10 protein-coding genes are annotated in these 12646 nt (G+C 68.8%); 5 read left to right on the top strand and 5 right to left on the bottom strand.

The features are described from left to right. The first annotated feature begins 108 nt into the window (after positions 1-108). Positions 109-1344, top strand: coding sequence for an Ig-like domain-containing protein (locus tag ACFYZQ_RS32570; protein WP_389155619.1), 1236 nt, complete (start codon positions 109-111; stop codon positions 1342-1344). 53 nt (positions 1345-1397) lie between these two features. Here the strand turns inward: ACFYZQ_RS32570 and ACFYZQ_RS32565 are convergent, their stop codons facing one another. Next, positions 1398-2231: a PIG-L family deacetylase gene (locus ACFYZQ_RS32565; RefSeq protein ID WP_389155616.1), complete on the bottom strand. Its 834-nt coding sequence runs from the start codon at positions 2229-2231 to the stop codon at positions 1398-1400. 307 nt (positions 2232-2538) lie between these two features. On the opposite strand from ACFYZQ_RS32565, the gene ACFYZQ_RS32560 reads away from it, so the two are divergent. After that, positions 2539-4770 carry an NEW3 domain-containing protein gene (locus tag ACFYZQ_RS32560; protein WP_389155613.1) on the top strand — a complete coding sequence of 744 codons (2232 nt, stop codon included), beginning with the start codon at positions 2539-2541 and terminating at the stop codon, positions 4768-4770. Here ACFYZQ_RS32560 and ACFYZQ_RS32555 read toward each other — a convergent pair whose 3' ends face one another. Continuing rightward, positions 4771-5667: a helix-turn-helix transcriptional regulator gene (locus ACFYZQ_RS32555; protein ID WP_389155610.1), complete on the bottom strand. Its 897-nt coding sequence runs from the start codon at positions 5665-5667 to the stop codon at positions 4771-4773. Between the two features lie 84 nt (positions 5668-5751). Between ACFYZQ_RS32555 and ACFYZQ_RS32550 the strand changes: the two genes are divergently transcribed. From ACFYZQ_RS32550 to ACFYZQ_RS32540, 3 genes are read left to right on the top strand one after another with little or no spacing between them, the layout of a single operon-like run. After that, on the top strand, positions 5752-6345 hold the full coding sequence (locus tag ACFYZQ_RS32550) for a non-oxidative hydroxyarylic acid decarboxylases subunit B (protein WP_389155607.1): 594 nt from the start codon (positions 5752-5754) through the stop codon (positions 6343-6345). A 31-nt stretch (positions 6346-6376) separates the two neighbouring features. Further along, entirely contained in the window at positions 6377-7804 is a 1428-nt protein-coding gene (locus ACFYZQ_RS32545) for a non-oxidative hydroxyarylic acid decarboxylases subunit C (protein ID WP_389155604.1), read from the top strand. Positions 7805-7837: 33 nt separating this feature from the next. Next, positions 7838-8077, top strand: coding sequence for a non-oxidative hydroxyarylic acid decarboxylases subunit D (locus ACFYZQ_RS32540; RefSeq protein ID WP_389155601.1), 240 nt, complete (start codon positions 7838-7840; stop codon positions 8075-8077). A 56-nt stretch (positions 8078-8133) separates the two neighbouring features. On the opposite strand, the gene ACFYZQ_RS32535 is transcribed toward ACFYZQ_RS32540, so the two are convergent. The 3 genes from ACFYZQ_RS32535 to kdpA are packed head-to-tail and all read right to left on the bottom strand — an operon-like array spanning position 8134 to position 12641. Then, positions 8134-8802 carry a potassium-transporting ATPase subunit C gene (locus tag ACFYZQ_RS32535; RefSeq protein ID WP_389155598.1) on the bottom strand — a complete coding sequence of 223 codons (669 nt, stop codon included), beginning with the start codon at positions 8800-8802 and terminating at the stop codon, positions 8134-8136. A 24-nt stretch (positions 8803-8826) separates the two neighbouring features. Further along, entirely contained in the window at positions 8827-10980 is a 2154-nt protein-coding gene (gene kdpB, locus ACFYZQ_RS32530; RefSeq protein WP_389155595.1) for a potassium-transporting ATPase subunit KdpB, read from the bottom strand. Next, positions 10980-12641 carry a potassium-transporting ATPase subunit KdpA gene (gene kdpA, locus ACFYZQ_RS32525; RefSeq protein WP_389155592.1) on the bottom strand — a complete coding sequence of 554 codons (1662 nt, stop codon included), beginning with the start codon at positions 12639-12641 and terminating at the stop codon, positions 10980-10982. Before kdpA ends, kdpB begins: the two co-directional genes overlap by 1 nt. Positions 12642-12646: the final 5 nt, after the last annotated feature.

Below are 12646 nucleotides of genomic sequence, written 5' to 3'. Positions count from 1 at the left end.
CTGTCCATTTCTCGCCCGATATATGGATAAGTAGATCTAAGGGCTGGTCGCACCCACTTCAGTGGCCTGCTCCAGGGACTCAGAAGACCAGCGGCATGGGAGAAGCGTTTGATCACGGTACGTAAACGACGCACCGGACTGGCGGCTGCGGCCGGCGTACTCGGCGGGGTGCTCGCCGTCACGGTCGGCGGCACCGGTCACGCGGCCGACGGCGGCAACACCGCAGGCGATCCCCCGACGCCGCAGGCGACCACGAATCAGACGGCGGCCCAGGACGTTTCCGACGCCCGAATAGACATCAGCCCCCGGCAAGGTGCCTACGACGTCGGGATCAACTACCCGGTCCAGGTCACCGTCAGCAACGGCACGCTCACCCAGGTGACCATGACCGCCGTCGCCACCGGTGACGAGATTCCGGGCACCCTGTCCGCGGACGGCACGTCCTGGAAGCCGAACGGCCCCCTGGAAGAGGGCACCGCGTACCAGATCGCTGCGGAGGCCGAGGACGCCAAGGGCCGCGCCGCCACCGGGAACGCCGCCCTCACCACGGCCTCTCCGGCCGGCGGCTTCATCGGGCACCTCTCCCCCCAGGACGGCTCGACCGTCGGCGTGGGCATGCCCGTGACGGTCACCTTCGACAGGGCGATCGGCGACAAGGCCGCCGTGGAGTCGAGCATCCGGGTCAGCTCCAGCGGCGGCCAGCAGGCCGTCGGTCACTGGTTCAACGACGAACGTCTGGACTTCCGCCCCAGGAACTATTGGAAGCCCGGCTCCACCGTCACCGTCGGACTCGACGTCCAGGGCGTCCGGAAGACGGTCACGTTCAAGATCGGCCGGAGCCAGATCAGCACGGTCGACGCCAGGACGAAGACGATGACCGTCGTACGGGACGGCAAGGCGATCAGGACCGTCCCGATCTCGTCCGGCAGCCCGGAGCACCCGACGTACAACGGTCAGATGGTCATCGCCGAGAAGTACCGGCACATCGACATGAACGGTTCGACCGTCGGCCTCATGAAGGACGGCAAGCCCGCGTACGACATCAAGGACGTACCGCACGCGATGCGCCTGACCGCCTCGGGCACCTTCATCCACGGCAACTACTGGGCCGCCGACTCGGTCTTCGGCAATGTCAACACCAGTCACGGCTGCGTGGGGCTGAAGGACGTCAAGGGCGGCGGCGACGACACGCAGCCCGCCGCGTGGTTCTTCGCACACTCGCTGATCGGTGACGTCGTGATCGTCAAGAACTCCGAGGACAAGACCGCGTTGGCGCCGGACAACGGCCTCAGCGACTGGAACATGCCGTGGAGCGAGTGGGTCGCCGGCAGCGCGCTCCACTGAGGCCGACCGCGGGAGCGGATCCCCGCTCCCGCGGCTCGCGGAAGCCGGGTGGATCAGCGTAGTCCGGCGAAGAGGTCGTTCTCGGGCACGGCCGCGCCGGTGGTGTCCTGGACGCGTACGAACGTCTCGACGCCCATCAGCTCGGTGAACCTCTTCTGGCCCATCTTGAGGAAGAAGATGTTCTCGCCCTGGCTGGCGTGCGCGGCCAGCGCATCGAACTTCTGACCACCGAACGCGACGGTGTCCACCCAGGTGGTGATCTCCTCCTCGGGGAGCCCGATCTCTGCCATCGCGGCGGCCTCGGCGGGATCGGGCTCCTGCCAGTCCGCACCCAACTCGCGCATGACCTCCCCGAACCTCTGGAACATCGAGCGGGGAGCCGTCGTCCAGTACACCTTCGGCGTCGGCGCTGTCATCGCCAGCGCCGCCATCGTGATGCGGTTCGCCTGGATGTGGTCGGGGTGGCCGTAGAAGCCGTTCTCGTCGTAGGTGACGACCACATCGGGCTGGTAGCGGCGCAGGAGCTCCGCGAGTCGGGCAGCGCCCTCCTCCACGGGGGTCTGCCAGAACGATCCGGGGGCATCGTTGCTCGGCCAGCCCATCATCCCGGAGTCGGCGTAGTCCAGCATCTCCAGATGACTGATCTTCAGGATCTCGCAACTCGCCTCGAGCTCCTGCCGCCGCATCAAGGCGACGGCTGCCGGATCATGACCGGGCTCCCCCGGCTTGACACCCCCCGGCCCGTCACCGCAACTGCCGTCCGTACACGTCACCAGCACTGTGCGGATGCCCTCCGCCGCGTACCGCGCGAGGACACCTCCCGTTCCGGTGGCCTCGTCGTCGGGGTGGGCGTGCACCGCCATGAGCGTCAGGGGCCGGTCGTTCATGTAACTGTCCTCCAGTGTGAAAGGGGCTCGGTCCGAGTCTGCAACAGGCATGCGAGCGATCGCCCGGATATCGGGTGTCCGGCACACCACGGACCCGAGGTGACTCCAAGCGCACCCTTCAAGATTCATCGGATGAATGTGTTGACGCGGCGGTAGATCGCACGTAGAACGTGTGAGGTTTGACCGGTAGGGACACGGCACATTGCCCTTGACCATCCTGAGGAGCCGTTCAATGCATACGAGATTGATCAGACGTCTGCTACCGGTAGTGCTCTCCCTGGGGCTGGTCACAGGAACGTCGTCCGCAGTGGCCGCCCCCGCATCCGAGGCGCCGGCGGACAGCACCGCCTCCCTCTCGTCCACACCGCCCATGGGCTGGAGCAGTTGGAGCGCTCTGCGTGAAGGCGGCAGCCTCACCCAGGACGGGATCAAGGCCCAGGCGCGGGTCATGCACGACAAGTTGCAGCGGTACGGCTACCGGTACATCAACATCGACGCCGGATGGTCCGACCACCTGGACGCGTACGGACGCGACGCCTGGGACACCACCCGCTTCCCCGACGGCCTGCCCGCGCTGGCGGCGTATCTGCACGGTCTGGGCCTCAAGTTCGGCATCTACCTCACGCCGGGTGTGCCGATCGAGGCGTACCAGAAGAACCTGCCGGTCTACGGCACCCCGTACCACATGCAGGACATAGCGGACCCGACGCGGCCCGGCAACACCCACAACGACTCCTACCGCATCGACTTCGGCAAGCCCGGGGCGCAGGAGTACGTCCAGAGCTACGCCGATCTGTTCGCCTCCTGGGGCGTCGACTACATCAAGATGGACTTCGTCGGCCCCGGCGGCGGCCTCGTCCCCACCGACAACCGCCCCGACATGAAGGCATGGCATCAAGCCATCGCCGCCACCGGCCGGCCGATGCACCTGGAGCTGTCCAACTCGCTCAGCATCGCCGACGCCGCCACCTGGCAGGCCACCAGCAACGGCTGGCGCACCGGCGGTGACGTCGAGTGCTACTGCGGCGTCAACGGCTCCAGCACCCCACTGACCAGTTGGCAGCGGATGTCGGCCCGCTTCGACCAGGTCGCCGACTGGCAACCGTACGGCGGCCCCGGCGCGTTCAACGACTACGACTCGATCGAGGTCGGCAACGGCGGCGACGGCGGGCTGACCCCCGACGAACGGCGGACCCAGCTGAGCCTGTGGTCGCTGGCGGCCTCCCCGCTGCTCCTCGGCACGGACCTCACCAAGCTCTACGGCCCGGACCTCGAGCTGCTGGCGAACCGTGCCGTGATCGCCGTCGACCAGGACGCCATCGACGCCTCCCGGGTGAGCAAGAGCGCGACCGCTCAAGTCTTCGCGAAGACGGAGTCGAACGGCGACGTGATCATCGGGCTGTTCAACACCGGGCCCGCCGCACAGACCGTCTCTGTCGCCCCGGGGGCGGCCGGCCTGCCCGCGTCCTCTTCGTACCGCCTCGACAACCTGTGGACGCACCGGGTCACCCGAGCCGCCGGCAGCGTCATCGCCGCCTCCGTCCCCGCCCACGGCGTGGCCCTGTTCCGAGTCCGCCCCTGGGCCACCGGCACGGCCCCGGCCGGCCCGCAGACCGGTCTGACCGTCACCGCTCCCGACACCCTGAAGACCGGTCAGCAGGCCACTGTGACCGCGGACTTCACCAACTGGGGCACCACCGCCGCGACCGGTGTCCACGTGACCCTGCCGGTCCCGAAGGGCTGGCGGGCCACCCCGCTCTCCCGCACCTCCTTCGTCTCCGTGGCCCCCGGCGCGACCGTCCGCGCCACCTACCGTGTCACCGCGCCGGCGTCCATCGCCCAGCTCTTCCCGACCGCCCGGCTCGACGCCACCGCCGGCTTCCGGTGGAACACCGGCACCCGTGTCCCCGGCATCGGCTCCGCCGCAGGGCACACCTCCGTTCTGCTCGGCGCGCCGGTCCGGGCCCCGTTCCGCACCTTCGCCTCCACCCCGGAGCCCGCGCAGTTCTCGCAGGTCGGTACCGCTGTGGGCATCCGCGCGGCCGGCGCCGACGTCTACGGACCGAGCAATGGGTACGGGGCGCTCTACCTCCCCGGCGCGGAACAGGACGGCTCCAGCACCACGGTTCGCGTCACCGGGCAGCAGTACCAGAACTCCGGGGCGAAGACCGGCATCATGGTGCGCAACGACATCACGGCCGCGAACAGCTCACCCGGCTACGTGACCGTGGGGGTGAGTGCGAAGAAGGGCTACTTCATGCAGTGGGACGCCGACGGCGACGGCCGGCTCGACTCCGGCACCGTCGCCAACGGCTCCGGGGTCGGCAAGCCCGTGCTGCCCAGCTGGATCCGGCTGGTCCGCTCCGGCACCGCCTACACCGGCTACTACTCCACCGACGGCACCGCCTGGACGCCGCTGAGCACCGCGAACATCCCCTCCGCTGCGACCGCCCAGGACGTCGGCCTCTTCGGCACCGCCCACAACCCGGGCTACCCGAGCGAGGACGACTTCGCCGACTTCACCACCACCGGCCACTGATCATCTCTGGACGCCACGGAACGTCCCCGGCGTCACGCCCGTCCGCAGCCGGAAGAACTTGGTGAAGTCGCTGGCGTCGACGAAGCCGAGGCGGTCCGCGACCTCTTTCGCCGTCAGGCGGCTGTGCCGCAGCAGCCGCTTGGCCTCCAACAGCACCCGGTCGTCGATGTACTGCTTGGCCGTGCGGCCCGTCGCGGCGGACGCGGCCCGAGTCAGCGTGCGCGGGCTGTAGCCGAGTGCCGCCGCGTAGTCCTCGACGCGTCGCGTCACCGCGTGGTCCCGCTCGACGGCCGCGTGGAAGCGGCGGAACGCCTCGGACGAGACGGCGGGCCGGGGAGCCGGACCGCGGGCCTGTGCGAGCCGCATCACCAGGACGGACAGCAGGGCGCGCAGTACCTCGGTGTGTGTCCCCAGCTCCAGCGAGGCCAACTGTCCGTTCTCGTAGGCGAGATGGTCGAGGGCGCGGCGCACGCCCTCCGCGTCCGGGCCCTCGGGGGTGAGCGGTCGCTGCTCGTACGGTGGATCCATGTGCGCCGCCGCCACGGTCGCGGGCGGCAGGAACCCCGCCTCGAACAGCACGATCACCCCGTCCGCCGCCCTCAGGTCGGGGCCGAACCGCTGCACCTGCCCCGGCCGGATCCACAGCCATGACCCCGGCCGCAGTGCGTACTCGACGAAGTCCACTCCGATCAGCAGCGGCCGGTCGCGGGCGTTGATCAGCTGGTGGAAGGACGGGCGCAGCGGCGCGTACGGGTCGTTGCCGTGGCGGCGGGCCCGCTCGTACAGGGCGGCGAGCTCCATCACCTCGACCCCGGCCGGTGCGCCGACGTTCGGGGTGTAGGCCAGGTCCCTGACGTCGGGATGCCGATCCTGTCGATCGTGTCCGTTTTTCCCCATCGCGAGTCCCGAGGGTACCGCCGCCGCGACCGTACCGGCTCTTAGCGTGAAAGCACAGGTCAGCAACGTGTGAGGAGTGGTCCAGTGCGGTTGGTCGTGGGAATGACCGGGGCGACGGGCGCTCCGTTCGGTGTCCGGCTCCTGGAGAACCTGCGCGAGCTGCCGGACGTGGAGACGCATCTCGTCCTCTCCCGGTGGGCGCGCACGACGATCGAGCTGGAGACCGGCCTGTCCGTGGCGGAGGTGTCCGCGCTCGCGGACGTCACCCACCGCCCCGACGACCAGGGCGCCACCATCTCCTCCGGCTCCTTCCGCACCGACGGCATGGTGATCGTGCCGTGTTCCATGAAGACCCTCGCCGGAATCAGGACGGGGTACGCGGAGGGCTTGGTCGCGCGCGCCGCCGATGTCGTTCTGAAGGAGCGGCGCAGGCTCGTACTGGTCCCGCGAGAGACCCCGCTGAGCGAGATCCATCTGCAGAACATGCTCGAACTCGCCCGTATGGGCGTGCGGTTGGTTCCTCCCATGCCCGCCTTCTACAACCACCCGCGCACCGTCGACGACATCGTCGACCACGTGGTGGCCCGCGTTCTCGACCAGTTCGAGCTGCCCGCGCCCGCCGCCAGGCGCTGGGCCGGAATGCGCGCGGCCCGCACCGCTTCCCGCGACGCCGCCTGAAGTCCCCCGGCCCACAGCGAAGGAGTTCCCCATGGCCTACGACGATCTGCGCGGCTTCCTCGACACCCTGGACGAGCAGGGGCAGTTGCTGCGCATCACCGACGAGGTGCTGCCCGAACCCGATCTCGCGGCCGCGGCAAACGCGACGGGCCGCATCGGCGAGAACGCCCCCGCCCTCTACTTCGACAACGTCAAGGGCTTCACCGACGCCCGGATCGCGATGAACGTCCACGGCTCCTGGGCCAACCACGCACTCGCGCTCGGGCTGCCGAGGAACACCCCGGTCAAGGAGCAGGTGGAGGAGTTCGCACATCGCTGGGACGCGTTCCCCGTCGCGCCCGAGCGCCGCGAGGACGCGCCCTGGCGCGAGAACACCAGGGAGGGCGACGAGGTCGACCTCTTCTCGGTGCTCCCGTTGTTCCGTCTCAACGACGGAGACGGCGGCTTCTACCTCGACAAGGCCGCAGTCGTCTCCCGCGACCCCGAGGATCCCGGCCACTTCGGCAAGCAGAACGTCGGCACGTACCGCATCCAGGTGATCGGCACCGACCGTCTCGCCTTCCAGCCGGTCCCCATGCACGACGTCGCGCAGCACCTGCGCAAGGCCGAGGAGAAGGGCGAGGACCTGCCCATCGCCATCACCCTCGGCAACGACCCGGTGATGGCGATCGTCGCCGGGATGCCGATGGCCTACGACCAGAGCGAGTACGAGATGGCAGGCGCACTGCGCGGGCAGCCCGCCCCGATCGCCACCGCGCCGCTCACCGGCTTCGACGTGCCGTGGGGCAGCGAGGTCGTCATCGAAGGCGTCATCGAGTCGCGCAAGCGGCAGATCGAGGGTCCCTTCGGCGAGTTCACCGGCCACTACTCGGGCGGGCGCCGCATGCCCGTCATCCGCGTCGACCGCGTGTCGTACCGGACGAACCCGGTCTTCGAATCGCTGTACCTCGGAATGCCGTGGACGGAGTGCGACTACCTCGTCGGCCCCAACACGTGCGTGCCTCTGCTCAAGCAGCTGCGCGCCGAGTTCCCCGAGGTGAAGGCCGTCAACGCCATGTACACGCACGGGCTGATGGTGATCATCTCCACGGCCAAACGGTACGGCGGCTTCGCCAAGGCCGTCGGCATGCGCGCCATGACGACACCGCACGGACTCGGCTACGTGTCCCAGGTGATCCTCGTCGACGAGGACGTGGACCCCTTCAACCTGCCGCAGGTCATGTGGGCGATGTCGGCCAAGGTCAACCCGAAGGACGACGTCGTCGTCATCCCCAACCTGTCCGTCCTGGAGCTGGCTCCGGCGGCCCAGCCCGCCGGTATCACCAGCAAGATGATCACCGACGCGACGACACCGGTCTCCCCGGACGTCCGCGGCAATTTCTCCACGCCCGCCAAGGACCTGCCGGAGACCGCGCAGTGGGCGGCCCGGCTGCGGCGCATGCTCGCGGACCGTGCCTGAACGCCCTCCCCGCTCTCTGACAAGGACGACCCCATGAGCAATCTGCCTGCCGAGTGCCCCCGCTGCGCCTTCGAGACAGTCGCCCGGCTCGCCACCTCACCCGTCCCCGGAGTGTGGGACGTGCTCCAGTGCGGCCGCTGCCTCTACACCTGGCGTACGACCGAGCCCGCCCGTCGTATCCGGCGCGACGCCTATCCCGAGAACTTCAGGCTGACGCAGGCCGACATCGCGAACGCGATCGAGGTGCCGGAGGTACCGCCACTTCTCAAGTAGCGCGGCGAGTGTGTCGTCGTACGACGCCAGCCGTCCGTGTGCTTCGAGCAAGGCCCTCACCGCTTGGCCACGAGACCCTTGAGCGCGATGTTGAGTTCCAGGACGTTCACCCGCGGCTCACCCACGAAGCCCAGGGTCCGGCCCTCGGTGTGGTCCTTGACCAGCTTCTCCACCTGGGCGGCGGGCAGACCGTTCTTCTCGGCGACGCGGTGGACCTGGAGTTCGGCGTAGGCCGGGGAGATGTCCGGGTCCAGGCCGGAGCCGGAGGAGGTGACCGCGTCGGCGGGGACCTGGGACGGCTTGACCGTGTATCCGGGCACCGAGTCGTCCTTGACGACAGCGGCCTTGGCGTCCTCGACCTGCTTGATCAGATTCTTGTTGTCGGCGGAGAGGTTGGTGGCGCCGGACAGGATCAGCCTGAACTGCGTGTTGACGCTGTTGGCGCCGAGCCCGCCCGCCGGGCGGCCCTGGAACCACTTCAGATCCGGGTCCGGGGTCTCCTTGCCCTTCTTCAGCGGCAGGTCGTACTGCTGCCCGATCAGGGAGGAGCCGACGACCTTGCCGTCCGACTTGATCTCGGAGCCGTTGGCCTTGTCATGGAACAGGCCCTGGGCGATGCCGGCGACGACCAGCGGGTAGATGACGCCGGTCACCAGGGTCAGCACGAGCAGGGCGCGCAGGCCCGCTCCGAGCAACCGGGCAGTGTTCACAGCGGAGTTGTTCATGTCCTTCATCACGCCTTAAGGAAGTCACAGCCCGGGGATCAGGGAGATGAGCAGGTCGATGACCTTGATGCCGATGAACGGGGCGATCAGGCCGCCGATGCCGTAGATCCCGAGGTTGCGGCGCAGCATCTTGTCCGCGCTCAGCGGCCGGTACCGCACGCCCTTCAGGGACAGCGGCACGAGCGCGATGATGATCAGCGCGTTGAACACGACGGCGGACAGGATGGCGGAGTCGGGCGAGGACAGGTGCATGATGTTCAGCTTGTCCAGGCCCGGATAGACCGCCGCGAACAGCGCCGGGATGATCGCGAAGTACTTGGCGACGTCGTTGGCGATGGAGAACGTCGTCAACGCGCCCCGGGTGATGAGGAGTTGCTTGCCGATCTCGACGATCTCGATGAGCTTGGTCGGGTTGGAGTCGAGGTCGACCATGTTGCCGGCCTCCTTGGCGGCCGACGTCCCGGTGTTCATCGCCACGCCGACGTCCGCCTGGGCCAGGGCGGGCGCGTCGTTGGTGCCGTCACCGGTCATCGCGACCAGCTTGCCGCCCGCCTGCTCCCGCTTGATCAGGGCCATCTTGTCCTCGGGGGTGGCCTCGGCGAGGAAGTCGTCGACGCCCGCCTCCTCGGCGATGGCCTTGGCGGTGAGCGGGTTGTCACCGGTGATCATGACGGTCTTGATGCCCATGCGGCGCAGTTCCTCGAACCGCTCGCGCATGCCGTCCTTGACGACGTCCTTCAGGTGGATGACGCCCAGGACCCGGGCGCCCCGCTCGTCGTCGATCGCGACCAGGAGCGGAGTGCCGCCCGCCTCGGAGATCCGATCGGTGAGTTCCTGGGCGTCCGCGGCGACGTCGCCGCCCTGCTCCTCCACCCAGGCGATCACCGAGGCCGTGGCTCCCTTGCGGATCTTCCTTCCGTCGGCGTCCACTCCCGACATGCGGGTCTGGGCGGTGAAGGCGATCCACTCGGCGTGGGCCGGCTCGCCCTGGTGGCGTTCGCGCAGCCCGTACCTCTCCTTCGCCAGGACTACGACGGAGCGGCCCTCGGGGGTCTCGTCGGCCAGTGAGGAGAGCTGGGCGGCGTCGGCGACCTCGGCCTCGGTGGTGCCGCGCACCGGCAGGAACTCGGCGGCCTGCCGGTTGCCGAGGGTGATGGTGCCGGTCTTGTCGAGCAGCAGCGTGGAGACGTCACCGGCGGCCTCCACCGCCCGCCCCGACATGGCGAGGACGTTGCGCTGGACCAGGCGGTCCATACCCGCGATGCCGATCGCGGACAGCAGCGCGCCGATGGTGGTCGGGATCAGGCAGACCAGCAGGGCGACCAGCACGACCATCGTCAGATGGGTGCCCGCGTAGTCCGCGAACGGCGGCAGGGTCGCCACCGCCAGCAGGAACACGATGGTCAGCGAGGCCAGCAGGATGTTCAGGGCGATCTCGTTCGGCGTCTTCTGCCGCGCGGCACCCTCGACCAGGTTGATCATCCGGTCGATGAACGTCTCGCCGGGCCTGGTCGTGATCTTGATGACGATCTGGTCGGACAGCACTTTGGTGCCGCCCGTGACTGCGCTGCGGTCACCACCGGACTCGCGGATGACGGGCGCCGACTCGCCAGTGATCGCCGACTCGTCGACGGACGCGACACCCTCGATGACGTCGCCGTCACCGGGGATGACATCGCCGGCCTCGCAGACCACCCGGTCACCGATCTTCAGGTCGGTGCCCGGGACACGCTCCTCGGACCTGCCGTCCGCGAGCACCCGTCGGGCGACCGTGTCGGTCTTGGCCTTGCGCAGGGTGTCGGCCTGCGCCTTGCCGCGGCCCTCGGCGACCGCCTCCGCAAGGTTGGCGAAGACCACGGTCAGCCACAGCCAGACGCTGATGGTCCAGCCGAACCAGTCGCCGGGGTCCTGCAGGGAGAACACCGTGGTCAGCACGGACCCGATCCACACCACGAACATCACGGGCGACTTGACCATCACCCGCGGATCGAGCTTGCGGAAGGCGCCCGGCAGCGACTTGACGAGCTGCTTGGGGTCGAACAGGCCCGCGCCGACACGGCCCTCGGCGGGCCGGTGACCGGCGGGAACATCGCTGTGCGGCGGCCGGGCCGGGGTGACTGTGGACATCGAGTCCTCTGACTTCCCTGACTTCTCTTGCTTCTCTGTACGGGTGGTCATCACGCCAGCCCCTCGGCGAGCGGCCCGAGCGCGAGGGCCGGGAAGTAGGTGAGACCGGTGATGATCAGGATCGCGCCCACCAGCAGCCCGGTGAACAGGGGCTTCTCGGTGCGCAGGGTGCCCGCGGTGACCGGCACCGGCTGCTGCTCGGCGAGCGAGCCCGCCAGCGCCAGGACGAACACCATCGGCAGGAAACGGCCGAGCAGCATCGCGAGTCCGGTCATGGTGTTGAACCAGTCGGTGTTCGCGTTCAGGCCGGCGAAGGCCGAGCCGTTGTTGTTCGACGCCGAAGTGAAGGCGTACAGCACCTCGGAGAAGCCGTGCGCCCCGGAGTTCAGCATCGAGTGCGGCGGGGTCGGCAGCGCCATGGAGGCGGCCGTGAAGACCAGTACCAGCGCCGGCGTGATCAGGATGTAGGCGGCGGCGAGCTTCATCTCGCGGCCGCCGATCTTCTTGCCCAGGTACTCGGGCGTACGGCCGACCATCAGACCGGCGATGAACACCGCGATCACGGCCATGATCAGCATGCCGTACAGGCCGGAACCGGTACCGCCCGGCGCGATCTCGCCGAGCATCATGCCGAGCATGGCGATGCCGCCGCCGAGACCGGTGAAGGAGGAGTGGAAGGAGTCCACCGCACCGGTCGAGGTCAGGGTCGTGGACACCGCGAAGATCGACGAGGAGCCGACGCCGAAGCGGACCTCCTTGCCCTCCATCGCCCCGCCCGCGGCCTGCAGCGCCGGGCCGTGGTGGGCGAACTCCGTCCACATCATCAGGACCACGAAGCCCAGCCAGATGGTGACCATGGTGGCGAGGATCGCGTAACCCTGCCGCACGCTGCCGACCATCACGCCGAAGGTGCGGGTCAGCGAGAACGGGATCACCAGCATCAGGAAGATCTCGAAGAGGTTGGTGAACGGGGTGGGGTTCTCGAACGGGTGGGCGGAGTTGGCGTTGAAGTAGCCGCCGCCGTTCGTGCCGAACTCCTTGATGGCCTCCTGGGAGGCGACCGCGCCGCCGTTCCACTGCTGCGATCCGCCCAAGAACTGTCCGACCTCATGGATGCCGGAGAAGTTCTGGATCACCCCGCAGGCGACCAGCACGACGGCGGCGATCGCCGCGCCCGGCACCAGGATGCGGATCGTGCCGCGGACCAGGTCGGACCAGAAGTTGCCCAGTTCACCGGTGCGCGAGCGCGCGAATCCGCGCACCAGCGCCACGGCGACGGCGATGCCGACGGCCGCGGAGACGAAGTTCTGCACGGCCAGACCGGCGGTCTGCACCATGTGGCCCATGGTCTGCTCGCCGTAGTACGACTGCCAGTTGGTGTTCGTCACGAAGGACACGGCCGTGTTGAACGACTGCGCCGGGTTCACCGAGGAGAAGCCCATCGAGCCGGGCAGGACGCCCTGGAGCCGCTGCAGCAGGTACAGGAAGATGACGCTGACGGCCGAGAAGGCGAGGACACCGCGCAGGTACGCCGGCCAGGTCATCTCGGTGTCGGGGTCGGCACCGATGGCCCGGTAGATCCACTTCTCCGGCCGCAGGTGCTTCTTCGAGGAGTAGACCCCGGCCATGTAGGTGCCGAGAGGGATGTAGGCGAGCGCCAGTGCGCCCATCAGCGCGAGCAGTTGGAGCGCGCCGGCGAGTACGGGACTCATGTCTG

Origin of the sequence: Streptomyces sp. NPDC001843 (assembly GCF_042891955.1) — a bacterium.
Classification (GTDB): Bacteria; Actinomycetota; Actinomycetes; order Streptomycetales; family Streptomycetaceae; genus Streptomyces.
The sequence above is the reverse complement of the archived record's forward strand: the minus strand, read 5'-3'. Positions and strand labels throughout refer to the sequence as shown.

Coding starts and splice junctions, on each gene's coding strand:
- ACFYZQ_RS32535 (WP_389155598.1), bottom strand. CDS start 8,802: ATGAACAACTCCGCTGTGAACACTGCCCGGTTGCTCGGAGCGGGCCTG.
- kdpB (WP_389155595.1), bottom strand. CDS start 10,980: ATGACCACCCGTACAGAGAAGCAAGAGAAGTCAGGGAAGTCAGAGGAC.
- kdpA (WP_389155592.1), bottom strand. CDS start 12,641: ATGAGTCCCGTACTCGCCGGCGCGCTCCAACTGCTCGCGCTGATGGGC.
- ACFYZQ_RS32540 (WP_389155601.1), top strand. CDS start 7,838: ATGAGCAATCTGCCTGCCGAGTGCCCCCGCTGCGCCTTCGAGACAGTC.
- ACFYZQ_RS32545 (WP_389155604.1), top strand. CDS start 6,377: ATGGCCTACGACGATCTGCGCGGCTTCCTCGACACCCTGGACGAGCAG.
- ACFYZQ_RS32555 (WP_389155610.1), bottom strand. CDS start 5,667: ATGGGGAAAAACGGACACGATCGACAGGATCGGCATCCCGACGTCAGG.
- ACFYZQ_RS32565 (WP_389155616.1), bottom strand. CDS start 2,231: ATGAACGACCGGCCCCTGACGCTCATGGCGGTGCACGCCCACCCCGAC.